Annotated in this window: 21 protein-coding genes; 3 read left to right on the forward strand and 18 right to left on the reverse strand. The window is 64.2% G+C overall.

All coding sequences use genetic code 11. The features are described from left to right. Positions 1–10: 10 nt before the first annotated feature. The 8 genes from H5V45_RS09325 to H5V45_RS09360 all read right to left on the reverse strand — a co-directional run bounded on the left by H5V45_RS09325 (position 11) and on the right by H5V45_RS09360 (position 8,418). Positions 11–1,153, reverse strand: a complete 1,143-nt coding sequence (locus H5V45_RS09325; protein ID WP_185252672.1) for an aromatic ring-hydroxylating oxygenase subunit alpha — start codon at positions 1,151–1,153, stop codon at positions 11–13. Positions 1,154–1,243: 90 nt separating this feature from the next. Continuing rightward, the gene (locus tag H5V45_RS09330; RefSeq protein ID WP_343061492.1) at positions 1,244–2,689 is read right to left on the reverse strand and encodes an aminobutyraldehyde dehydrogenase; all 1,446 of its coding nucleotides are present in this window, start codon (positions 2,687–2,689) and stop codon (positions 1,244–1,246) included. Positions 2,690–3,187: 498 nt separating this feature from the next. Then, positions 3,188–3,790 (reverse strand): MBL fold metallo-hydrolase, encoded by a 603-nt coding sequence (locus H5V45_RS09335; RefSeq protein WP_185252673.1) that lies wholly within the window; start codon positions 3,788–3,790, stop codon positions 3,188–3,190. Between the two features lie 17 nt (positions 3,791–3,807). Further along, positions 3,808–4,899, reverse strand: a complete 1,092-nt coding sequence (locus H5V45_RS09340) for an S-(hydroxymethyl)mycothiol dehydrogenase (RefSeq protein ID WP_185252674.1) — start codon at positions 4,897–4,899, stop codon at positions 3,808–3,810. 380 nt (positions 4,900–5,279) lie between these two features. After that, positions 5,280–6,383 carry a zinc-dependent alcohol dehydrogenase gene (locus tag H5V45_RS09345; RefSeq protein ID WP_185252675.1) on the reverse strand — a complete coding sequence of 368 codons (1,104 nt, stop codon included), beginning with the start codon at positions 6,381–6,383 and terminating at the stop codon, positions 5,280–5,282. 118 nt (positions 6,384–6,501) lie between these two features. Continuing rightward, a complete protein-coding gene (locus H5V45_RS09350) occupies positions 6,502–6,960 on the reverse strand; it encodes a hypothetical protein (protein WP_185252676.1) in 459 nt (152 codons plus the stop codon). Positions 6,961–6,970: 10 nt separating this feature from the next. Beyond that, entirely contained in the window at positions 6,971–7,915 is a 945-nt protein-coding gene (locus H5V45_RS09355) for an amidohydrolase family protein (RefSeq protein WP_185252677.1), read from the reverse strand. Further along, the gene (locus tag H5V45_RS09360; protein ID WP_185252678.1) at positions 7,912–8,418 is read right to left on the reverse strand and encodes a MaoC/PaaZ C-terminal domain-containing protein; all 507 of its coding nucleotides are present in this window, start codon (positions 8,416–8,418) and stop codon (positions 7,912–7,914) included. Before H5V45_RS09360 ends, H5V45_RS09355 begins: the two co-directional genes overlap by 4 nt. Before the next feature lie 946 nt (positions 8,419–9,364). On the opposite strand from H5V45_RS09360, the gene H5V45_RS09365 reads away from it, so the two are divergent. Continuing rightward, the gene (locus tag H5V45_RS09365) at positions 9,365–9,898 is read left to right on the forward strand and encodes a flavin reductase family protein (RefSeq protein ID WP_185252679.1); all 534 of its coding nucleotides are present in this window, start codon (positions 9,365–9,367) and stop codon (positions 9,896–9,898) included. A 616-nt stretch (positions 9,899–10,514) separates the two neighbouring features. On the opposite strand, the gene H5V45_RS09370 is transcribed toward H5V45_RS09365, so the two are convergent. From H5V45_RS09370 to H5V45_RS09400, 7 genes are all read right to left on the reverse strand, one after another. Continuing rightward, the gene (locus H5V45_RS09370; RefSeq protein ID WP_185252680.1) at positions 10,515–11,102 is read right to left on the reverse strand and encodes a TetR/AcrR family transcriptional regulator; all 588 of its coding nucleotides are present in this window, start codon (positions 11,100–11,102) and stop codon (positions 10,515–10,517) included. A gap of 397 nt (positions 11,103–11,499) precedes the next feature. Next, positions 11,500–12,984 (reverse strand): NAD-dependent succinate-semialdehyde dehydrogenase, encoded by a 1,485-nt coding sequence (locus H5V45_RS09375; protein WP_185252681.1) that lies wholly within the window; start codon positions 12,982–12,984, stop codon positions 11,500–11,502. 4 nt (positions 12,985–12,988) lie between these two features. Beyond that, the gene (locus H5V45_RS09380; RefSeq protein ID WP_185252682.1) at positions 12,989–14,263 is read right to left on the reverse strand and encodes an aminotransferase family protein; all 1,275 of its coding nucleotides are present in this window, start codon (positions 14,261–14,263) and stop codon (positions 12,989–12,991) included. A gap of 134 nt (positions 14,264–14,397) precedes the next feature. Next, positions 14,398–15,891: a class I adenylate-forming enzyme family protein gene (locus H5V45_RS09385; protein ID WP_185252683.1), complete on the reverse strand. Its 1,494-nt coding sequence runs from the start codon at positions 15,889–15,891 to the stop codon at positions 14,398–14,400. A 146-nt stretch (positions 15,892–16,037) separates the two neighbouring features. Next, a complete protein-coding gene (locus tag H5V45_RS09390; protein WP_221633965.1) occupies positions 16,038–16,817 on the reverse strand; it encodes an SDR family NAD(P)-dependent oxidoreductase in 780 nt (259 codons plus the stop codon). Between the two features lie 10 nt (positions 16,818–16,827). After that, complete coding sequence (locus tag H5V45_RS09395) at positions 16,828–18,288, reverse strand: 4-hydroxyphenylacetate 3-hydroxylase N-terminal domain-containing protein (RefSeq protein ID WP_185252685.1); 1,461 nt, start codon at positions 18,286–18,288, stop codon at positions 16,828–16,830. 383 nt (positions 18,289–18,671) lie between these two features. Beyond that, the gene (locus H5V45_RS09400; RefSeq protein ID WP_185252686.1) at positions 18,672–18,935 is read right to left on the reverse strand and encodes a hypothetical protein; all 264 of its coding nucleotides are present in this window, start codon (positions 18,933–18,935) and stop codon (positions 18,672–18,674) included. Positions 18,936–19,165: 230 nt separating this feature from the next. Here H5V45_RS09400 and H5V45_RS22635 point away from each other — a divergent pair, with 230 nt between their 5' ends. Next, complete coding sequence (locus H5V45_RS22635) at positions 19,166–19,741, forward strand: TetR family transcriptional regulator (RefSeq protein WP_185252687.1); 576 nt, start codon at positions 19,166–19,168, stop codon at positions 19,739–19,741. A gap of 404 nt (positions 19,742–20,145) precedes the next feature. On the opposite strand, the gene H5V45_RS22935 is transcribed toward H5V45_RS22635, so the two are convergent. Both H5V45_RS22935 and ald read right to left on the reverse strand, forming a co-directional pair. After that, positions 20,146–20,442 carry a CBU_0592 family membrane protein gene (locus tag H5V45_RS22935; RefSeq protein WP_484549469.1) on the reverse strand — a complete coding sequence of 99 codons (297 nt, stop codon included), beginning with the start codon at positions 20,440–20,442 and terminating at the stop codon, positions 20,146–20,148. A gap of 1,114 nt (positions 20,443–21,556) precedes the next feature. Then, entirely contained in the window at positions 21,557–22,693 is a 1,137-nt protein-coding gene (gene ald / locus H5V45_RS09410; RefSeq protein WP_185252688.1) for an alanine dehydrogenase, read from the reverse strand. Between the two features lie 114 nt (positions 22,694–22,807). Here ald and H5V45_RS09415 point away from each other — a divergent pair, with 114 nt between their 5' ends. Beyond that, positions 22,808–23,311: an Lrp/AsnC family transcriptional regulator gene (locus H5V45_RS09415; RefSeq protein WP_185252689.1), complete on the forward strand. Its 504-nt coding sequence runs from the start codon at positions 22,808–22,810 to the stop codon at positions 23,309–23,311. A 109-nt stretch (positions 23,312–23,420) separates the two neighbouring features. Here the strand turns inward: H5V45_RS09415 and H5V45_RS22835 are convergent, their stop codons facing one another. Further along, a complete protein-coding gene (locus H5V45_RS22835; protein ID WP_221633966.1) occupies positions 23,421–23,732 on the reverse strand; it encodes an SDR family NAD(P)-dependent oxidoreductase in 312 nt (103 codons plus the stop codon). Positions 23,733–23,763: the final 31 nt, after the last annotated feature.

Genomic DNA, 23,763 nt, shown 5'->3' on the forward strand with positions numbered 1-23,763 from the left:
CCCGCCACTTCTAGACTTCATCCATCATGTCCAGGTACAGGGCCTGACTCACCCGCAGTGTCGGCTCGCGCGAGGCACTCAGGGGCCCCGGCACATATCGCCGCGAGTTCATGCCCTCGTATGAACGCGTCACCAGGTCGATGTCCTCCTCCACGCTCACCCGCCAGAGCTTGGTGACCTCGTCGCGGTCATAGTCAGTACCCTCCACAGCGTCCTCGTGAACGAACCATCGACTGGTCCAGCGGACCTTGCCCGGCGAGATTGGATTCATCGTGAAGATCACGCCATAGTCGACGCTGAAGAGCCCTCGGGAAAACAGGGGATGGATGGCGAAGCCAGCGTGAAACTGCTCCGGGATTTCGGCTCCGGGTTCACCGAAGGCGCCGAGATACTTCGAGCACTTCGCCTCTCCGTCCATGGAGATACTGCGCATACCGGGGCGTGGCTGACTTCCGCCGCCGTAGAACTCAGCCTTGCGCTGAACGTCTCCTGTGTTGTGGTAGGTGGCCTCAACATCGAGACTCAGTGAGAGTTCTGGGTGATTGCCGGCGCAGTGGTAGCACTCTTGGAAGTTCTCACGCATGACCTTCCAATTGGTCTCAAGGTCTACTGACTGCTCATGAATCTTTTTCATCCGTGTCGGATCAAGCTGGATCATGTCCGCGGCAACAGCGTCCAGTTCCCCCGCGAGATCTGCAGTCCTCGGCTCTCCGAGGCAGATGAAGATCAGCCCTTGCCAGACCTCAACCCGAACCCGGTGCAGGCCCCAGTTGTCGTAGTTGATGACAGCATCATCGATCGAAGGCGCCTTTCGAAGCGCCCCATCGAGCCCATACGCCCAGTTGTGGTACCCGCAGACAAGCAGTCTGGCGTTGCCCGCCTTCTCGCGACAGACCGGGAAGCCCCGGTGACGACAACTGTTCAGTAGGGCGTTGATGGAGCCATCGCGCCCGCGAGAGATGATTACGCTCTCGCCGAGGAGGTCGACGACAACGAAGTCCCCGGCCGCCGCAACTTCCGATACGTGGGCGACGTAGTGCCACTGGCGCAGGAAGATCGCCTGAGCTTCCCGCTCGAATACTTCCTCCGAGAAGTAGTACTCACGGTCAAGCAGCGTGAACCAGGACTGGTCCGAGGGAGCTTGTTCGTTCATGTCGTTTCCAATCGGCTGGACCCATCGCATTCAGTAGCGGCGATCATTGCTCCGAACGCGATTCATGAGTTCGTTTGGCGGCGGTAGTCGTTAGGGCAGGAGGTCCGGCTGCACCATTACGTGCTTGAACTGGGAGTACTCGTCGATCCCGTGGGCTGACAGTTCCTTGCCGTACCCGGAGCCGCGGAATCCGCCGAACGGCATCTCGGAGGCGACGTTGAGGTGCTGATTCGCCCACACCGTGCCGAAGTCGAGGTCCCGAGTCAGCCGCATCACGCGGGCCAGATCCTGAGTCCAGACGCTGGCGGACAGTCCGTACTCAGTGTCGTTTGCCATCTCCAACATCTCGGCTTCGCCGCGGCCCCGCTGAATTGTGACGACGGGCCCGAACACCTCTCGCTGAATGATCTCCGAGTCCTGCGCGGCGTCGGCAATTACCGTCGGCGCGTAGAACCACCCATCCCTCGCCACGCGCTCACCGCCGATAAGGACCTTCGCCCCGTCGGCGCGGGCGCGGTCCACGAAGCCCTCCACTCGCTCGAGCTGCTTCTCCGAGATAAGGGGGCCAACGGTCGTTTCGTTGTCGAACGGGTCGCCGACCTTCAGCTTGGCAACCTCTTCGCAGTACGCCTCGACGAACTCATCGTAAATGGACTCCTCAACGATCACTCGGCAGGCGGCGCAGCAGTCCTGACCGCTGTTGAGGTAGCCGTACAGGACGAGGTCGCGAGCAGTCTGGCGCACGGGGCTGTCAGCGAACACCAGAACTGGGGCCTTGCCGCCGAGTTCGAGGCTGACGCGCTTCAACGTGTTGGCCGCAGACGCGGCGACGTGCTTGCCTGTGCCGACGTCGCCCGTGATCGACACCATCCGCACCTTCGGGTGCGCGACCAGCGCCTTTCCGGTTGAAGAGTCGCCGAGAACCAGGTTCAGGACACCCTCTGGGAGGAAGCGGTTCGCCAGGTCGACCAGCTTGATGGCCGTCTCCGGGGTGAGCTCAGAGGGCTTGATGATAACGGCGTTCCCGGCTGCGATCGCAGGGAAGATTTTGTAGATGGCCATCAGCAGGGGGTAGTTCCAAGGCGCGATGAGCGCCACGACCCCGAGCGGCTCTCGCCTCAGCCATGAAGTGCTGCCGCCGCCGTACTCTCCTGCCGCCGGGGCATGCGAGACGCGCGCCGCGCCGGCGCTGAAGCGAATGACGTCCCACCACCAGGCACCCTCATCCCGCATGTAGGTGATCGGCCGTCCGACATTCTCTGTTTCGATCTGGACGAAGTCATCGGCCTCCTGCTGAAGCGCATCTGCGATCTTCAGCAGGATCTCCGCGCGTTCCCCGGGGGGCGTCCTTCCCCACGCCCGGGCTGCCTCTGCTGCGCGGCCCACGGCGACGTCAACTTCGTCGGGGGTTGCGTTGGGGTGGCTCGCAATGGCCCGCCCAGTAGCGGGGTTGACGACGGTCGAGGCACCAGCCTGGTGGTTGTCGAGGGTACCGCCGATGCTGTCATTGATCTCGTGGTCGGCTGTGGTGCTCACGTTTCTCCTGAATCTCGTGGATTGCTTCCCGGCGCATGACGTGTCGCGAGGCTGTGCTCAAGTCGGACGCGTGACGTACGAGACGGCGATAGTCCACCGACATCTCGCGGACCTCGCCGAGTGAACGTTGTACTCACCTCAGCATAGGAAGATGTCGGCTGGCATGTCAATGGTGGTCCGCGCCCCAGACCTCAAAACCCAGACGCGCTTCATCAGGGATCATCACTGCGAGGGCCCACTGGTGTTGCGCCAAGAAATCAGTCGTCTCCAGCAACGGCTCGTCCGTGGCGACGGGCGATCCAGGGGCCGCTGTTGAAGCAGGTTCCGATCGTTGGCCGCTCCCCCGTACGCCACGGCTGGGTCATGTGCCGAGGTGGCCCGTGCGGCTTAGGCCGTCCAATTTGCTCGGCTTTTCCGTCCCGGCGAACACCGGTCCGCGAAAGGCGGTCGCGAGAACGAGGTCACTGGATCGTGCCTACCCGCCCAGCACGCTCGGTGTCAGAGCAGACGAGCCTTCTCCGCACCGATCGTCGTGTCGTCACCGTGACCGGTGTGCACGACCGTCTCGTCCGGCAGGATGAAAAGCTTCGCCCGGATCGACTCCTTGATCAGGTCTGAGTCCGAGTAGGACCGACCGGTCGCGCCCGGGCCACCGTTGAAGAGCGTGTCGCCGGTGAAGACGCAGCCGAGGTCGGGCGCGTAGAGACAGACGGCCCCCGGGGCGTGGCCCGGCGTGTGCAGCACCTGGAGCGTCGTACCCGCGACCTCGATCGTCAGTCCGTCAGCAAGGCTCGCGTTCCAGTAGTGCTCTGGATGTACGAGCTCCCACAGCACCTTGTCGGCCGGGTGCAGCATGATCGGCGCGACCACCTCTTCGCGCAGCGCCGGCGCCGCGCGGACGTGGTCGTCGTGCGCGTGCGTGCAGATGATCGCCTTGACCTTGCGGTCCCCCACCACGGCCAGGATGTCAGCGACGTCGTGCGGGGCGTCGATCACCACGCACTCGGCGTCGTCACCGATCACCCAGATGTTGTTGTCGACCTCGAAGGTCTCGCCGTCGAGGCTGAAGGTGCCGCTCGAGACGGCACGGTCCACTCGCACACTTCCGGGGGAGGCCGTCACGAGAACAGCACCACCGAACGGAGCACGTCGCCGTGGTGCATCTTCTCGAACGCAGCCTCGATGTCGTCGATGCCGATCTCCTCGGTGACGAAGGCGTCCAGGTCGAGGCGACCCTGCTGGTAGAGGTCGACCAGCATCGGGAAGTCGCGGCTGGGCAGGCAGTCGCCGTACCAGCTGGACTTCAGCGAGCCACCGCGCCCGAAGACGTCGATCAGCGGGATGTCCGGGACCTTCATGTCGGGCGTGGGCACGCCGACCAGGACCACGGTGCCGGCCAGGTCGCGGGCGTAGAACGCCTGCTTCCACGTCTCGGGGCGACCGACCGCCTCGATGACGACGTCGGCGCCGTTGCCGCCGGTGAGCTCCTGGATCGCGGCGACCGGGTCCGTGCCCGAGGAGTCGACGGTGTGCGTCGCGCCCATCCTCTTCGCCTGCTCGAGCTTCTTGGGGTCGATGTCGACCGCGATGATCGGACTGGCACCGGCCAGCGCCGAGCCGGCGATCGCAGCCACGCCAACGCCACCGCAGCCGATGACCGCGACGGACTTGCCACGGGTCACAGCACCGGTGTTGATCGCCGCACCGATGCCGGCCATCACGCCGCAGCCAAGCAGGCCGACCGCAGCCGGGCGGGCCGACGGGTCGACCTTGGTGCACTGACCGGCCGCCACCAGGGTCTTCTCGGCGAAGGCGCCGATGCCGAGCGCAGGCGAGAGCTCGGTCCCGTCCTCGAGGGTCATCTTCTGGGTCGCGTTGTGGGTGGCGAAGCAGTACCACGGCTCGCCGCGGTCACAGGCGCGGCAGTCGCCGCAGACCGCGCGCCAGTTGAGGATCACGAAGTCGCCGGGGGCAACAGCGGTCACGTCGGGACCGACGGCCTCGACCACACCCGCGGCCTCGTGGCCGAGCAGGAACGGGAAGTCGTCGTTGATCCCGCCCTCGCGGTAGTGCAGGTCGGTGTGGCAGACCCCGCAGGCCTGCACCTTCACGACCGCCTCGCCGGGACCGGGGTCCGGGACGTTGATGGTGACGACCTCGACCGGCTGACCCTTCGCACGGGCGACGACCGCCCTGACCTGCTGACTCATCGTGCTCCTTCACACTTTCGCGATCGGTGGACTCGGGCAATCGGGCCGCAGAGGCACCGACGAAACTGGAGATATCAAGTTGCGAGGGCGATGGCCGAGCGGGAGCAAGGGTGGCTTCAGCTGCGTGAGGGCGATCGCTCGGGTTCATTCACGACCCGGCAATCACGCTGCTCTTCGTCGCGTTCTGACTGACGCGCACGCGAGACCCTGCGGGTCGACGTCCGGAATGCTCAACCGGTTGGATCAACAGGACTGTTCAGTTCGTATCCCGCGGTCGCCTCAGACATACGACATGGGCATGAACGTGTTGACGACGACGTCGCCGTGCGAGCCGTCAAGGCTGACTACCGGTGAACAGGCAAAGACCTCTTGGATGGCGGTCAACTCAACTCCGATGTCAACGTGATGTGAACGGCATCCGTCCCGTCGTTGATCTCACGGCCGAGCGTCTGGACCGCCGTCGTGACCTGATCCAACCTGAACGTGTGTGAGCAAAGAGCCCCGAGTCCCTCCGGGTCCGTCCGAAGCATGTCGATCGCGAGCTCGGTCGATCGATAACCACCGCTGACGACACCGCGAAGTTCAATTTCGCTCAGGACTACGTCGTCGATAGGCACGTCGTTGAGCATCTTCCCGCTCTTGAGTCCAGCCAGGACAAGCCGACCGCCTCGCCGAAGCATCCGGATACCGTCCAGGATCGGTGACATCGCCCCCGCAGAAACGTCAAGCACCACGTCGGCCATCGACCCGTTGGTGATTTCAAGAACGCGCTCAACGGCGCCCTCGGAGTCGACGTCGATCGTGGCGGTCGCACCAAGGGCCCTTGCCAATTCCAGGCGCCCATGATCAGCAGAAGTCCCCGTAACAATGATTTCCGCGGCCCCCGCCTTCTTCGCCGCGGCAGCAGCCAGTAGGCCTCTTTGGCCTGGACCCGCGATGACCACAGTGGACCCCAGGCTCGCGCCACCCACCTCATGCACCCAGCGGATCGCGTTCGATAGTGGATTGACCAGGGTCATCACATCGGTCGGGATGTCAGCCGGCAGCTTGTGAACCAGTGCGCGCGAATGCAGGTACACGTGCGTTGCGTACCCGCCCCAAAGCGACGGCTGTCTGCCCGTCCCCTGGTACATGCCGTATCCGAGACCCGCTCGACAGCGAGTGAAAGCACCTTCGACGCATCCTGCACAGACGCCACACGGAATGATTGGTTCTACCGTGATGCGGTCGCCCACGCCTACGCCCCATCGTTTCGCCGCGGTGGCGCCGATTGCTTCGACGTGTCCCAATACCTCGTGCCCGGGGATGATCGGCATGCCGTCACCGAAGCTCAGGCCGCCAAGGTACTGCTCGTAGTCGGTTCCACACAGTCCGCTGGCCTCGACGCGTACGACAGCGTCGTCGTCCCCGACCCTAGGAATCGCGAAGTCACGGAAGGTGAACTCGCGTGGACCATCCAGGACTGCTGCGACTGCCTTGGTCATTCTTTACTCGCTCTCGATGAACCGTTTCGAAGGAAGCGGGCCGTGTGGCCTTGCGCAGAGGGACGGTCCGAACGATGGTCATCTGCTAGGCCGTCGCCGACTGCGACCCGTCCGGCTACTACACGGGAGTGACGACCACGTTGTAGAGGTCGTCGAACTCGTACGTGTAGAGCGCACGCGGGATCTTGCACATGCCGCGGAACTTGAGCAGCAGTTCCGCCGCCTTCGTGGCCGTACCGGCCGGTACGAACAGGTAGAAGATGGGGCACTCGTCCATGTCGAGCTTCCACACACGGTCGAGGGTCGTCTCGTTGATCGTCTCCTCAGTCTCTACCTCGACGATCAGCCGCGGTGAGTTCGCGCGCTCGGTGTCAACCATGACGATGTCGGGCCAGAGGGTTCCCTCCCAACGATGGTGAACTGGCATGTTCTGCTCGCCGGCAACGTTCGTGTAGGTGCCCCAGGTCGGGTTGATCAGACCCGGGTACACCTCACCATTGGCAAACGAGAACATCGATCGAGCGATCTGACGGACCGCGGTGTCGTGCAGGGTGCTGGAGGGGCTGGTAATGCTCATCTCAAACCTTTCACAGTGGGAGAACGCGGCGTGCGTTCTCCCCGAGGATGGCTGCCTTCTCGTCGTCGCTGAGAAGCGACTGCTTGACCCCTTGGAGGCCAAGGACCGCGCGGTGGCTGTGCCAGTCCGAGGCCCAGAGGCAGCGGTCGACGCCAACCTGGCGAACAGACTCGACGCCAACCTCGTCGAATCCCTCCTCGAAACCACAAGAGAGATCGAAGTACACGTTCTCAAAGTCGCGGGCCATCTGGACGCGTTGGTCGTGCATCTCCGTGCCGTAGCCAGTCAGCGGCTGGAGGTATCCCAGGTGGGCCATGACGATCTTCAGCTTCGGGTGCCGCTCCAGGACAGGGCGCCACTGCGTGGGGAATGCATAGTCATCGTGCTCCGCATGGCCGACGTGACCATCGAGACCACCACTGTGCGCAAGGATCACCATGTTGAGCTCTTCGAGCTTGGCGAACGCGCGCTCAAGGGCCGGGTCGGACGGGTAGTACTGTCCCCAGGTTGAAATGATCTTGACGCCTCGCGCGCCTGCGGCGTGGTACTTGACCACCTGGTCCTCGACCCAGTCGGCACCGAAGTACGGGTCGATACCGCCGATCAGCGCAGCAAATCGCTCCGGACGTGCAGCGCTGACCTCGGTCAGCCACCGGTTCTTGCGGTCGCACCGTTCCCGCTGCTTCTCTCGGATCCGCTCCTCGAAAGTCGCCTTCTGGTCCTCAGTGAGGTCCCCCGGCGCGCGCCCTCGCATGGCCTGTCCCATGGCCTCGGTCGGCCAAGCGTTGATGATCCAAGCCGATGCGACTCCAGCCTCGTCCATGTAGCGGTTCAGCCCGGGCAGGTCGCCCCCGCGGTCCCAACGATCTTCAATGGTTCGCGCGTTCCAGCCCTCTTGGGCGGTCCGATTTAGGTGGACGTGGGTGTCGACGACATCCCAGGTGCGGTTGCTCACGGCCTACTTCCCTTCGGGGCGTACAAGTGCCCCATCTTTGTCAGGATTTCCGCGACCGTCTCGCCCTCCTGATTGGTTACGTGTGTGGCGTACTCGATGATTCCGAAGCGGGACTTTTCTTCGCGCCGCACTGCCTCAATCTCGATGTCCAGCGTGTCGCCGGCGTAGACGGGGGCGCGGTACACGATCTCGTCAGTGAGATGAGTTGCTGTCTTTTTCCCGATCACGAGAGCAAGCGGTGCGATGCAGACGCCCATGGTCAGCGCTCCCGGCGCAATCGGACCGCGGAATCCGTTCTCGGCTGCGATGCGGTGATCGCGGTGCAGTAGGGCAATATCCTGGAAAAGTCCACACGCGAGCGTGATCATGCTCTCGGTCATAGTCACCGCCGGGGCGATGAAGCGCTGACCGATCTGCACTTCCTCGTAGTAGCGGCCTTCAAGAAGATCGATCGGGGGGTGCGTAACCGCGTCGGCCTTCGCCGAATTCAGTGTGGAAGTCACCAGGCAGTCCTTTCAGCTGGCGTTTCGTCCGCAGGCCCGTGAAACCGGGGCCGCATCGACGACCGGCAGGCTGGGAGCAGTTCGAAACTGCCGGTTTTGAATCTCTGCGTATCCGCGGCCGTCATGCGAGCGCCTCTCTCGGGCGTGGTTGGGTCACGCGGTCGCACAGCGGTGCGACCACAAGCGAGCGCATGTTGGCCAGCATAGGAATATGCATGACGGCATGTCAAGCGATCTGTTGTCGCCTCGCTCACGAGGTCCCGCCCATCGGTCGGGCTCTCACGCCGACGCCGGTCGGGGGTGCTCCCGCGGGCCGATAGGGCGCCGAGCTGGGGTGAGTCGAAACAACCGACCTCCTCCGAATGCTGGCCTCGTTCGGCTGTGTTCAGGAGTAGTCAGCAGGATGTGGCGGCAGCGCGTCCTGCGCCGCCCGTGGTCAGCTCTCGAGGAGGCTGGTCCGCGCATCGATTCGGTAAGTCGCCAGCGATCGATCGTACGCCACATCTCGTTGCAGCAGCCGGCGTGACCAGCCGCGGGACGGTTTCATCGGGACGAATTGCTCGACGATCGCACGCTGCTCGCTCCGGCACTCGGTCTAACAGCGCAGTTCGGTCGACCGCTCGTGCAGCTTCGCCGCGCACCCATCACTCGGCCGTCCGCCTCTAGCGTTAACCCCGGCCAGCAACTCTGGGAGTGCCAGGTCACGGCGGAAGCGGCAACGGGTGACGACGAGGCTAACCTCGCGTCGGCCGGCACCGAACGCGCAACGACTTCATGCCAACTGGCATAAAAACCGGTCACGGGGGTTGTGCGATCTGCCGCGACCACGCATAGTTGCGAGTGCGCCCTTGGCATGGAACAAGAAGTCTTCCCGAGGTGCCGCCCGTCCCGCAAACGCCTCAGTTTGCCGTCGAGCTGCACGCTCCGCGGCGGAAGGGTTTCCTCCATGCCAAGTGACATCAGCACGAAAGCCATGCTTTCCGGGATGCCGGTCGCCGAGCTCCAGTCGGGTTTCCGGGACGCGTTCGGACGCGTCGCGGCGACCGTAGGTGTTCTCGGGGTCCGCGACCATGATGGTCGGGTCCTAGGCATGACTGCCACGGCGATCTCGGCGCTCTCGAACGAGCCGCCTTCCCTGGTGGCCATGGTCAACAACCAGAACGCCACGGCCCGCCTCATCCGCGAACGCAAGCAGTTCACCGTCACTTTCTTGGCTGCCGGCTCCGAGGAACTTGCGTCTCAGTTGTCTCAACCCGGCCAGAGCAAGGTGATCGGGGAAGAGCATCTCGAGCACCCGCCGGGCTGGCCGATGCCAGTGCTCCGAGACGTCACAGCGTCTATGGCATGCGAGCTCGACACGCGGTTCGAGCAGTTCACACACGACATTCTCGTCGGCCGCATCACCCACGTGCGGACGAGCCACGGTCCCGCAGACCCCCTGCTGTACCTCGAGCGCAGGTTCCTGCGACTAAGCGCCTGAAGCCCAAGCACGGGTCAACACGCCCGCTAGACGGCGGTCCTGCTACCGACGGCCGGCTGTACCGACCGTTCCGACGTGACCGTGCCCGCCAGACGCAGCGCGGTGACGCCGGTCCCGGACAAACGGATGACTCGGATGACTGGATCCCGGCCCGTCGGCGTCTGCATTTACGGTCGAGGCAAGATTGCCGACCGAGGCGCGGTCCGCCGTTCATCCGGACAAACGCGCGCAACCCGTGCGGGATGAGGGACGCCACTCGCTCCCACCGACGCAATGGGTGAGGGGACTAAAAGCTGATGCGTCCAGGCGCGGGCCCTGCCTTTCCCACCAGGTCGCTGCCCACTTCCGCGACGCCGCACCCCCTTCCGTCGGGCGGTCGGCTTCTCGGCGAGCCGCTGGCCGAACCTCTCCCTCTAAGGTGGGGCGTGGCCGTCCACACTCCTGGTTACCCAGCACAGTTCGGACGGAGGCAGGCACATCCAGAGAGCCGTTGGCGCTGAGACCTTCACACGGGGCCAGCCGACTATGAACGCCAGATTGCTCGACCAATCGAACCAGGGCGGTCGCGCCGTTCTTGTTGACCCCCGTGGAGGGTAGTGACCAACTAGTCGCAGCGCTATTGATCCTTGGCAGTCCACGACGCAAGAAGATCGGATGCGACACCTAACGCAGACCCGACGTCAAACCGTTCGTCCACCACTCGCTGCAGCGCGAGGCCCTTCATCAACGCGAGTACCACGGCGCCACGGCCGTCATTCCCCAGCGAGGCGTCCAGATGGCTGCGGAACGAATCGTCTGAGTCGCGAATCATCTCGGCAATGCCGTCGTCGTGAAGGGCTTCGGCCAGGAAGGCGATGTAGATGGTCCACCAGTCGCTGCCAGAAGACGCCAGGTTAACGACGAGATCGACTACCTTTCCCAGGTCGTCCGAGGCCGACACGATCTTGTCCGTCGTCTCGCTCGCATCTTTTGTTGCGCTGCGGAGGGCGGCCTGAAGAATGTCGGCCTTGGTTGCGAAGTGATAGTTGACGACACCGCGCGAAGTCCCGATGACTTTTGCGATATTGGCGATTGTCACCGCGCCGACGCCTTCGGCGGCGATTAAGTCTCGCGTGGCCCTTTCGATCTGTCGGCGTCGCACGCCGGCTACATCGAGGCGACTCGCGCCTCCGAGCGCCGACTCCGGGACAGCGTCAAGTTCCATTTTCCGCTCCACACCCTAACCGTCCGACAGAGCAACGAGGTGCCGAGCTTAGCCGTCACCAGTAGCTGGCGTTCGAGTCGCGGTTCCGGGCTCGCCGCCGTGCCCATCAGCGCATGGCGACGTCATGGTGCTGCTCACCAAGCTTGAATCGTGCAGCCACCGCGATGGCTTTGCTCCGTGGGCCGGCAGCGTCGAGTCGCGGGTTGGCTATCGGTGGCCGTCGGGTGGCGGCCAGTCGGTCCTTCGTGTCACCAGGGTCGGCGCCGGTCGTTCGAGCTGAAGTGTCTCTGAGGGGTGACGGCAGATGACTCATGTGGGGAGACTGTGGCGGACCTAGCCGAGCCGGTGACGGGATATGCAGGTTCGAGCACGGGCCCTGCCGTCGGTGGACCGTTTACTACGTCGTGGACCGAAGCGACAGGTTGTAGAAGCGGAGCTCCTGGTACTCCTCCAGGCCTTCTGCGCTTCCTTCGCGGCCGATGCCAGACAGTTTTACTCCTCCGAACGGTCCGGCTGCATTAGACGGGACGCCCTGGTTAATACCGACAATTCCGGTTTCAAGCCGGTCGGCGACGTCGAAGGCGCGATCCAGGCTCTCGGTGAACACATAGCCGGCGAGACCCAGATCGGTGTCATTCGCTCGCCTCACGGCGTCGTCCTGGGTCTTGAAGCGCTGGATGGCGGCGATCGGACCAAAGATCTCTGTGGACGCGATCGTGGCGACGGCCGGCACACGGTCGAGCACAGCGGCGGGAAAGTACGAGCCCGCTCCCTCGACCGGCTGCCCGCCCGTAAGCGGGTTGGCGCCGCGGTCGACGGCATCGTCGAGCAGAGCCTGCAGGCCGGCAGCCGCCTTGTGGTCCACCATGGGTCCCAGGTCGGTCCCTGTTGCGAGCCCACTGCCGAGGGTGAGGTTGGAAAGTCGTTCGGTCAACCCTTCGACGAACGCGTCCGCGATGCCGTCCTGTACGAGGAATCGGTTAGCGGCTATGCAGGACTGGCCGCCGTTTCGCATCTTGGCGATGACAGCGCCATCGACGGCCCGTTCGAGGTCAGCGTCGTCGAAGACGATGAAGGGTGCGTTACCACCGAGCTCCATCGAACTCTTCACCACATTGTCTGCTGCAAGTCGCAGCAGCACCTTCCCTACAGCTGTCGATCCGGTGAACGACAGCTTCCGCACGCGCACATCTCGAAGGATCGCCTCGCTGAACGCACTCGAATCACGGGTCGTGATGACCTGGATGAGGTCTTCGGGGACACCGGCCTCCACCGCGAGCTGGACTGCGAGCAGTGTTGTGAGCGGGGTCAGCGTCGCCGGCTTGACGATCGCGGAGCATCCAGCGGCGAGCGCGGGTGCGATCTTTCGGGTGGCCATGGCTAGCGGGAAGTTCCACGGTGTGATGAGTACCGCGAGGCCCACAGGAGCGTGTCGCGTGAGCAGTTGCCCCCCGCCTCGCGGAGCCTCTCGGACCATCCCACGATGACGGGTAGCTTCCTCGGCGTACCAACGTACGAAATCGGCGCCGTACGTTACCTCCGCGCGGGCGTCGGCGAGGGTCTTGCCCATCTCCAGCGAGATGAGCAGAGCCAGGTCCTCCCCGTTCTCGATCAGAAGGTCGTACCAGTGTCGGAGGATGTCGGCACGGTGACGAGTCGACGTTGCAGCCCAGGGGCGCCGAGCATCGTCTGCGACTGCGACCGCACGGAGTGCGTGGTCGACGCCGTGGTCAGCGACATGCCCAATGATCGAGTCGTCGTGCGGGTTGCGCACCTCGATGCGCGGATCGGAGGGTTGGGGTGCAGTGATCCGTCGAACGACCTTCTCGGCGGCCGCCTGCAGCTTGGGGTCAGAGCCAAGTGGAGTCGTTGCGTTCGTCATGTCATCACTTTCCGTCGTGCGCGAGAACAGCGGCCTTCATGGCGCCGACGAGTTCGCGAAGCTCGTCGTCGGTGGTGATAAAGGGGGGGCTTAGCTGGATGGTGTTGCCCCGCAGGGGGCGGGTGATGAAGCCGTCCGATACCAGTGCATCCGTGATGGCCTCAGCACTGAGGTCGTCACGCAGCGCGACGCCTGCCATCAACCCGGCTGAGCGGGTCTCGACGATTGCTTCGATCTCCTCTAGGGAAGCCAGCTCCGCCTGGAGGACGACCTCAAGTTCCTGCACTCGTGGGAGAAGCTTGAGGTCCTCAAGAAGGTCGAGGTGCCGCAGCGCCACCGCGCATGCCGTCGCATGACCGGCATAGGTTGCGCCCTGTCGAAAGATCGGTGTGTCGTCCGAGTCGCGGTAGAACCGTTCCCAGATGCGGGGGGCGACGAAGACCCCGCCCAAGGGGGCGTAGCCCGAGGTGATGCCCTTGGCAAAGGTGATCATGTCTGGTTGCATGCCGTAGCGTTCGGTTGCGAACATGTGGCCGGTCCGTCCGAACCCCGTGATCACCTCGTCGAGGATCAGCAGGATGTCTCCGTTTTGGCAGATCTCTTGCAATCCCTCGAGGTAGCCCACCGGGGGTGGGATGACGCCTCCGGTGCCTTGAATCGGTTCTGCCACCAGCGCTGCGATGTTGTCGACCCCAATCTCCTCGACGGTTCGGCGTACCGCGTCGATGTCGTAGGTCGAGACACGCGCCGTTTCCGGCACCAAGGACTCAGTTCCGTACCCGTCGCGGTTGAACTGCAGCCCGGCGATGCTCGTGCCGTACGCATGAAGCCCGTGGTACGCGAACTCTCGGCTGAGGATCGTCGACTTGCTGGGCTTGCCCTCAATCTGCCAGTGCCGCCTGGCCAACTTGCACGCCACATCGATGGCGTCGGATCCGCCGCTATTGAGAATGACTTTGGGGTCCGCTATAGGCGACAGCCCCGCCAGCACCTCGGCTAATTCGACTGCACGATCGTTCAGGTAGCGGCCGAAGATGTGATAGGTCTCGAGACGAAGCATCTGCTCGTGGGCTGCTTCCGCGAGTTCTGGCCGGGCATGGCCAACGTTGGCGTGCCACAGGCCGGCGGTCGCATCGAAGAGTCGCTGGCCAGCTGTTGTGAAGACGTAGCTTCCTTCGCCTCGCTCGATGACGAGCTGCCGCTCGAGTACCGACGGCATGTGAGCTTGTGCGCTCCACAGCGCGGGCCCGGCCAGAACCGGATGTGCGTTCTGTGTCATGCGAGTCTCCTGGTGGGTAGAGGGGCCCGTGCGGTTCGCAGGGTTAGCCGAGGTGGTCCGGGGAGGGCGCCCGAGATGCGCAGACCATCCATCGCGTCTAGACAATCTGCGGGAGGCAGGAGCGTGGGTGACGGTTAGGCGCCCACGGTCCCGAAAAGTTGCTTTACGGCGGGCTTGTCGACCTTGTCGTTGCTGTTGCGCGGCAGACCGTCGACCAAGATCCACAGCGTTGGAATTTTGAAGTCGGCTAGCCGTCCCCGGCAGTGGTCCTCGAGGATGGACTGCAGGTCCTCCGGCGACCCGAAGTCACCGACCACTGCGGCCGCGACGTCTTCGCCGCGAGTGGCACTCTCTAGGCCGACGACGGCGACACCGTCCACTCGCGGGTGCTCCGCTAGGACGCTTTCCACCTCGACGGGTGAGATGTTCGCCCCGCCCCGGATGATGACTTCCTTGCTGCGACCGACGACGTAGCCCCATCCCTCAGTCAGCTCGAAGCGGTCGCCCATCGGGATCCAATCCTGAGGCGTGACCTCGTCTCGAACCAGCACATCCGGATCGAAGTACCCCATGTAGTTGCCATCCGAGCGCAGGAATAGCTCGCCGGCCAGGTCGGACTCGCCGCGCTCCACCCTCGCTTGGACTCCAGGGATGACGCGTCCGCATGACGCCGACGTCGGGCGTGGGTCGGTGATGGGGTCGTAGCCGAAGCCCGGGCGTCCCTCTGAGGAGGCATACAAGTCGAGAACGGGTACGCCAAACATCTGCTCGAACTTGTCGAAGGCCACCTCGTCGCGACGTTCGCCACCACTTGCGGCCATCCGGAACTCGGGACCGAACGGTCGGGCGCCCGTCTTCTCGCAGTACTCCACGAGAATGCGGAAGTGAGTGACCACCCCCATGAAGACGGTAATGCCGCTTCCCTCAGCCCTCTCGCAGAGCAGTCGTGGGCTGAATCGCTCCAGCATGACGGTTTTCGAGCCTGACATGATCGATGTCAGGTTCGCGGTGCCGAGCCCATAGATCCACGAGAAGGCTGGCGGCGCCATCAGCACGTCGCTCGAGTTGAGACGCCAGAGAGCACCGTGCAGCCGGGACACTGCCTTCTCGCCTTCGGCGCTGTACAGCACAGGCTTCGGCGCAGCGGTAGAACCTGAGGTCAGGGTGACGAGGATGGGGTCGCGTTCGGTCTGGATTTGCGAGAGGTCCGGGCGGTCGTCGTCGCGCCATCGGATCAACTCGAATGGTCCGGCCTGCTCACCTGTAGATAGGGCCCCGGTGTGCGAAAAGATCTCCGAGTACCCCGGGTGGATCATCCCCACAGCTGGGCGGATCAGTCGCATGACGTGGTCTGCGTCCGTCGGGGTGTAACGCGAGTTGACGGGGACGAAGATCATCCCTGCCTGTGCGCAGGCGAGCAGCGCGATGTGGTGCCACACACTGTCGGGTCCGACCAACACGACGCGTGAGCGTTGAGGGATGTCGAGAGTGGTGAGGTAGCGAGCGAACGAGTCGACGTGGTCGTGCAGTTGCTGCCAGGTCCATTCGCCGTGCACATCTGTGACAGCGTGTTGATCAGGCCCGGTCGTCAGCCCCATGTATAGGACGTCGTCGGCGAAGTTGCTCATGCTTAGTCTGTCCTCGTCGTGGTGTGATGTCGTGCGCCTCGGCCTTGCGGAGGGCGACGCCTATGCGCTCGCCGTCAGTGCGTCCGGCCGGCGAAGATGCACGCGCACCGAAAGAGGTGCGATGTCCGTGCTGAGCGCAGACGACATCACCATGGGAGCGGGCCGTCTTCGTTGAAGTAGCCGCCCGTGGGGGAATCGTCACCCTTCAAGGCCAGGGTTACGAGCGCGCGCGCGCCCTGCTCGACAGTGCGGTTGCCGAGTCCATGATTCATGTCGGTCGCGACGTATCCAGGGGTGATGGCGTTGATCTTGATGTGCCGCAGGGACTCGTCCGCCTGGAAGGCCTTGTTGTAGTGCAGCGTGAGCATGTTCAGCGCAGCCTTAGACGTCGAGTACGGAGCGCGGACCGAGTGGTCGCCGCCAAAGTCCTTGTCCTGCGTGGTGAGGAGCAGCGACGCCGTCGTGCTGGAGACATTGACGATCCGTGGGGCGTCAGCCTCTTTGAGCAGCGGAAGAAAGGCGTGAATCGTCTCGGCGGTGCCCGCCACGTTGGTGGAGAACGCTGCCTCAAGGTGCTTGCCCGTGATGTCCGGCGGCAGCACTTCCACCATTCGGCCGGCATTGTTGATCAGGATGTCGAGTCGTCCGAACTGCTTGCGGACGACGTCGGCGGCGGCATGTGCGTTGCCAGGCTCGTCGTCGCGTGATGCGACGTCGATGCGGACCGCGCCGATTGTGAGATCGCGGTGGCCCTGCGCCTCTAGTTCGGCCTGGATGTCCGCCGCGGCCCGTTCGCCGGCAGCAAGATCGCGCGAACCGACGACGACCGCTAGGCCGGCCTCAGCGAGTTGCCGTGCCACTTCCCTGCCGATGCCGCGGTTCGCGCCGGTGACGAGTGCTACTCGCTGCGTTGTTGCGATCGTCACGTTCGACTCCTCAGGCCTCGTCCGCGGCATCGCCGTGGATCTGGTCGTTAGCTGTCTGCGCCAAAAATTCATCGACCCGTGTTTCGACGCTGTCCCAATCGAAGGCGTTGAACATGCGGCTCCGAGTGACGTGCGGGGGGCCGGCGTAGAACAGCTCGTACTGGGTGTTGCGGCTCGCCAGCTCGGACCCAATCATTGCCCACATCAGCCGGACGAGGCGGTAGCGCTCGAGAGCGTCATCGAAGTCGTCGGTGCGATTAAGCTCGAGGAAGAGCTTTCGGCTGTAGTCGTTGTCGAAGGCGCTGACGTCGGCGGGCTGCTGAAAGGCGTGACTGGCGAGCATGCGACGCATCTCGGTGGAGAACTCTGAGAAGTACTCCATCGACCAGTTACTGGTGGCGTACATGAACTGCCGGTCCTGCGAAACGTATCCGTGGTCCCACTGCTCGGGTCGAGCCTCTTGTGCCAGCACCGCTGCTTCAAGCATCTTGATCCGAGCGGCGAGCCCGCCAAAGACTCCTTGGACCGCGGGGTTTCCCGTGAAGTCCAGTGCGTCGCCTAGGCGCTTGGCGGTGGCGATCATGAAGCGCATCTTGGCGAGCAGTCGGATGTGGGCCTGGGCGTTGCCCAGTGTATGGGCGGGCGTCTCGACGAACAGGCCGTAACTGGCCTTGGGGTCGTCAAGCACAAAGATGCGGTCCCATGGGACGAGGACGTCGTCGAAGTACACCGCGGCGTCGGATTCGTCGAAGTCGGCGAGCGGGTCGTCGATTTTGCTGACGGCGTGGGCTGCGTACGGCTTGCGGGCGAGGATCTTGACGCCGGGGTGGTTTGCGGCGATGCCGAAGCTGACGGCGACTGCCTCGTCGCCAGGACGCAGCGGCTGCGCGTTGCCGACCAGAATCTCGTGGCACAGCGCACCGCCGGTAGCCAGCATCTTGAAGCCACGTACGGTGACACCGGCGTCGCTGGTCTCGATCACCCGCATGGCGTTCTGGACTTCGGAGGACCTCCCGGACTTACTGCCTGCGGGAGGCAGGACCGCGAACGAGAGGTAGAGGTCATTGTCGCGGATGTGGCGCCAGTAGTTCAACAGGTTCGCGGCGTACTGATCATTCCCAGTGACCTCGGGGCGACATGCCATGCCGGTCACCATGGCGGCGACGTGGTCCGGAGAGCGACCGAAGAGGCCGTTGCTTACGTCGGCCCACGCGGTGTGCAGCTGCCTGCGCAGCGCAAGGTCCTCACCCGAGCGGGGACGGAGGAAGTTCAGGTTCGTCTTTTCGCCCGTCTCCGGTTCGATGTACGCGAGCGACGGGTCGGAGGAGGTCCGGTCATAGAGCCGCGCGACCGTACGGGCCGAGCCGCCGAAACCACGGTGGGATGCAACGTCCTCGATCAGCGCTCCGCCGACGTAGACCTGCCGGCCGTCGCGAAGCGAGTTCAGGTATTCGTCACCAGTGCGAAGCATGGGGTGGGTCCTTTCGCAAGGTTTGCGCCGCCCCGTAGAGGCGATCGTCCAACGAGTGTTCGGTGTGAAGCCGATTGGAGGGCGCTACTAGTCGTTCTATCGCTATGAGAACGACATGTCATGCAACATAGTTAGATGTTCGACGGCATGTCAAGCCTCTTTGTCCGCCCGGCCGCGCACTGGGACGGGGTAGGTAAAGCAGCAGCGATGCTGAGCCGGCCGAGTACAAACGCCGTCGTCCCGCTCAAGTTCTGCGCGGGTGATCACAGGGGGCGCCGTGCGCTCTCCTGCGCGCGTGATCGCTCATCCTCGATCCCCTAGCTTGGCGCTAGGTGACCATCCGTCGCGCCGTTACGTAACGCGCTGCTGCGTGCCGACTAGCCTCACTTGAGGGACTCGACGAGCGGCCCGTCGACTTCAAGTCCAACGGCGTCGCTTGGCTCTCCGCGCTCAGTCTCGATAGGTCCGTCCCAGAAGGTAATCGTGAGGCCTTCGCAGAAACCGGGGACGAAGTGGCGGCCGATCAGACGCATGGGGACAACCTTCCGCCGCGAACGTGCGGGCTCGACGGCAAATTGATGAGTTTGCGATACGGGCCGCACCTGGGAAGACTTCTTGATCCATGCCAAGAGCGTGAAGAGAAGCATGCATGCCGATTTGGGACTACACAAGTGCTCCGACGCAGTACCTTCTCGGTAACTTGCGCGTCCAAGTCGACTGCCACCTGGCGAACTCCACCACGCGTGTGCAGAACGCTCCAGTCTGAGGTCCCGGACCGCCTGAGGCACGGTTGTCGACCACAGGTCTTTGACTTATGTCATCGAGCATGAAAACCTGCCGCGACAGCGGCTAATTCTTCAACCGTCAAGGACGACGAGTGGATACTCTCAGCCCGATTGCCTCCTCCGGACGACTCGATGTCGCGGGTGCCCGACGCGGGCAGATCACCGCAGCGGTCCGGCGCCTCGTCGCGACCGAGGGAGTCGGCGCCGTCACCATCGCGCGCATCGCGGCCCTCATGGGCACCTCGCGCGGAGTAGTCAACTACCACTTCGAAAACAAGGAAGAGATTCTGCGCGCGGCGCTGCTCAGCGCCGGCAAAGATGCAAGTGCAGCTACGGACCAGATCGTCACCGAATCTCACGATCTCGAGAGCGTGATCGAACTGGTTGTGAGCCTGGCATCAAAGAACAGCGACAGCGACTGGTGGCACGTCTACACCGCATTCCTCGCCGAGGCGACCCACGACGAATTCGCCAAAGAAATGATCAGGGCGATCGACCGAAGCTTCCGAGCTCATCTCGCTAAGGCACTCGGAGACGAGCCGCGGGCGGCCCTTGTCCTCGCGGTGATGAAGGGTCTGGCACTCCAGTGGTTGGTCGACGACGACTTCCAAGCAAACCAGGCACTGCGCTCCGCCAGGGGTCTGTTCGGCGGATGGTCCCCAACGTGACCGCCTGAGCTGCCAGCGGCTCGAGATTGTCACTCGTCTCGTTACAAGCGTTGTCGGCGGCGGCACCGGCGGTACGGTTGTGCGCGAGCTTCGCGACCAACGAGCCGGCGATTGCACGCCTAGGTAACACTGGACCGGACTGCGTCCACGGCGCTCCCGGCAATGCGGCGGTATTGCCCACCGCATGACGATGGACGACGGGACAGCGGCGTCCAAGCACGACGGCGACCATTGGGGCGTCGGCCGGGTGTCGGCACCAGGACATTACAACCGCGGTCTGAGCGACCAACGTTCGTCTAGTTTCGGGTCCCGCACACCGCGGGGTCGCTTCAGCGCGAATGCCAATCCCGGCGTGCGGGCCGTGGCAGGCTGGGCTGGCCGATGCAGATCTGTGGGGGCGCTTGTCACGCGGCGCCGAGGGCCGCGGGAGCAGTCGTTCCGCCATGGCGGCGGTTGCGTACTTGAACGCGGACTTCTGCCACCATGCTCTGGAATCCGACAGCGGCCCATACACGTTGGAGGCGACGCTGAGCCACGCGCCGTAGTAGGTGCTGGCAGCCCCCAGGCAGGCCGCCAACCGTATTCATCGACGCGTAGGTCAGCGAGCCGCCGGCGACAACTCCACGCCAGAGCAGGATGTACGCCGCGAACGTCCCAGTCGTGCCGACCCAACCGAGCGAAGCTGCGACCATCGCACTCATCTATTCCTCTATCTACGAACCTGTGCCCCGGTTTCGAATTGTGACCACCGCCCGACGCCGGATTGCCATTCGACGACAAGAGGGGCACAAAAGTGTCGAAGGTGGTCGACTTGGCATCGGGGCTGATCCGGGAGGCGGCGTCGGCGGTTCCTTCGAGGCTCAAGAGGGTAGGTCCAATTCGACCGCATGATCGCCGGAGCGTGTCCGTGCGAACTCGCACCCGGCGCCACGACCCTTGACGCATGGGCCAACCCCTTTCGGAGGCGATCTGCCTGCTGGGAGACGCCGAGTCGGTCGCACCGATGGACGCATTGCGGGTTCCTGTGACGCAGCTCCCGTACTACGGGCAAGTTGATCGACGGCACGGCAGGGCCCTGAATTGCTGGGCTGTAATGCCGCATCCGAACCTAGGCGTCGCCCTGCGGGCGCTCACGATCGGGCAGATCGGACCCCGTGCCAACGAGGGAGCGGACCGGCCAGCCCGTCCCCGCAGCCCGCACACTAGGAGAAGCTGGCGCGCGGCGTCAGCCCACGGGAGCGAGGGTCTCCGCACCACCCGCCGGATGCTCCCGACGGACTTGAGTGCTCAGTGGAGCGCGCCAACCCACACATATTCGACGCCTGGACCACGGAGTCGGCGACGACCAACGGACGAAAGATGTTCGCGAGCGGAGCGCATGATCGGACACGGCCTTTTGGGGTGGCGAGGTCAGGGACGATTCATCCGTAGAGCGAGGTGAGAAGTCGTCGCCGCTTCAACGCACGGTCACGTGAACTTGGCAAGTAGCCGTCAGTCGACTTCGCAGGCGTCGGCACCAGCGCGCGCATGGGTGAGCCGCGCTCTCGACGTCGATGACTGCACCGGCTTGCTGCACTCGTCGAGTGCCGGCAGGACCACCCCATGCGCTGGGCTACCTCGCGCGCCGTGATGCGCCGTGATGCGCCGTGATGCGCCGTGATGCGCCGTGATGCGCCGTGATGCGCCGAGCCCATGCAAATTGCTCGAATTGGCTGCGCGCGTCGATTCGGACCGCGGCGAGATCACCATTGCCCGCTGGAGCCGTCAGCGCCTTCGAGGCGACGCGGTCCGGCGCGGCGACATCGGGACGCGCCCTCAGCCGTTCAATACGTCACTGAGTGCGGCCGGGTCGATGCCGACGGCCTCGCCGACCGGGGCGTTTGTCAGCTGACCGTCGTAGGTGTTCAAGCCGAGCGCCAGCGACCGGTTGTCGCGGCAGGCCTGCTGCCAGCCCTTGTCGGCCAGCGCGACGGCGTACGGCAGCGTCGCGTTGGTCAGCGCATAGGTCGAGGTGTTCGGGACCGCGCCGGGCATGTTCGCGACGCAGTAGAACGTCGAGTTGTGGACCTGGTAGGTCGGGTCCGCGTGCGTGGTCGCGTGGGAGTCCTCGAAGCAGCCGCCCTGGTCGATCGCGATGTCGACGAGCACCGAGCCCGGCTTCATCCGCGAGACCAGGTCGTTGGTGACCAGCTTCGGCGCCGCGGCGCCCGGGATCAGCACCGCCCCGATCACCATGTCGGCCTCCATCACCTGCTGCTCGATCGCCAGCTTCGAGCTCGCCAGGCCGTGCACCCGGTTGTTGTAGCGCCAGAACGACATCCGGAGCTTGTCCAGGTCGGTGTCGAGCAGCGTCACGTCGGCACCCATGCCGAGCGCGATGTTCGCGGCGTTCTGACCAGAGACACCGGCACCGATGATGACGACCTTGGCGTTCGCGACACCGCCCACGCCGCCCATCAGCACGCCGCGACCGCCCTGGGCCTTCATCAGGTTGTACGCACCGACCTGTGGGGCCAAGCAGCCTGCGACCTCCGACATCGGGTACAGCAGCGGCAGACCACCCGAGGGCAGCTGCACGGTCTCGTAGGCGATGGCGGTGACCTTGCGCTTCATTAGCTCCTCGGTCAGAGGCTTGTCCGCGGCGAGGTGCAGGTAGGTGAAGAGGGTCAGGCCCTCGCGCATCCGGTGGTACTCCTCGGCGACCGGCTCCTTGACCTTGAGCACCATGTCGACCGCGCCCGGGCCGCCGTCGGTGCCCCACGCCTCCCCCGCGGTCGCGACGATCGTCGCGCCCGCACCCGAGTACTCCTCGTCGGTGATCTGGGAGCCGACCCCGGCGCCGGTCTGGATGAAGACCTCGTGCCCGTGGGCAACCAACTCATGCACGCCGATCGGGGTGATCGCGACTCGGTACTCGTGGTTCTTGACTTCCTTCGGTACGCCAATACGCATCTTAACTCCAACCAGTCGATTGTGGAGCCTCAGTATCGGACGTTCTTCACGTCAGAGCGGTCTTCCGCGAAACAACACCATGCAATCAGGATAGCTATCGCATATCCTTCGATAATGGCTCACCGAGGCTTCGTCAAGTCGAAGGATCTCCAACGGGTCTACACCGCGAAGGTGGTCCTGGATGACATCGACCAGCGCCTTGTGCGCGAACTGGCGTCCGATGCCCGCGTTCCGAACAACACCCTGGCCAGCCGCGCCGGCATCGCGCCATCGACCTGCTCTCTGCGGCTCCAGCGGCTACGCGAGATAGGCGCCATCCGCGGATTCCACGCCGATATCTCGACGGAGGCGCTTGGACTCCCGATTCAGGCAATGATCGCCGTACGCGTCCAGCCGGCCGCGCGCGTGAGGATCGGCGCCCTAACCGGCCGACTCGCAGCCTTACCTGGGGTACTGAACGTCTACTTTCTCGCTGGGTCGGTGGACTTCATGATCCAAGTCGCGGCCGCGTCTCCTGACGCACTGCGCGAGTTCGTCACCGAACACCTCAGTGCGTCGCGGGAGTACACGTCAACGGAGACGAGTCTCATCTTCGAGCATGTTCGCGGACAACTGTGACTAGGGGGAACCCAAGTGCTTCAGTTGCTGTCGGGGTCCAGGACGATTCGACCCAGTCGGAGGGGTCAGCGGACGCTCTGGCCGCCGTCGATGACGATCACTTCGCCGGTCATGTAGTCAGACGCATGGCCGGCGAGCAGAAGGAGCCACGGCCTGAGCTCGTCGGGCTCACCATGCGTCGGGCCGGGGATCGATCGAATACTTTGGCCGGCGTCTCCGGCTCTTGGCGCATGTCGGCATTGATCCGGGTGGCGAAGTACCCCAGTGCGATCGCGTTGACTTGAACTCCGTGACGCGCCCACTCGGGAGCCAGTGAGCGAGTCAATGCGATCAAGCCCGCCTTAGAGGCAGAGTACGTCGCGCGGTCGGACACACGCTGCAGGGCAAAGTTCGACGCGATGTTGATGACTTTGCCGACCAATGGCCAGACCGATCGTCACATCCATGTCGTC

Origin of the sequence: Nocardioides luti, assembly GCF_014212315.1 — a bacterium.
In the GTDB taxonomy this organism is placed as follows: Bacteria; Actinomycetota; Actinomycetes; order Propionibacteriales; family Nocardioidaceae; genus Nocardioides; species Nocardioides luti.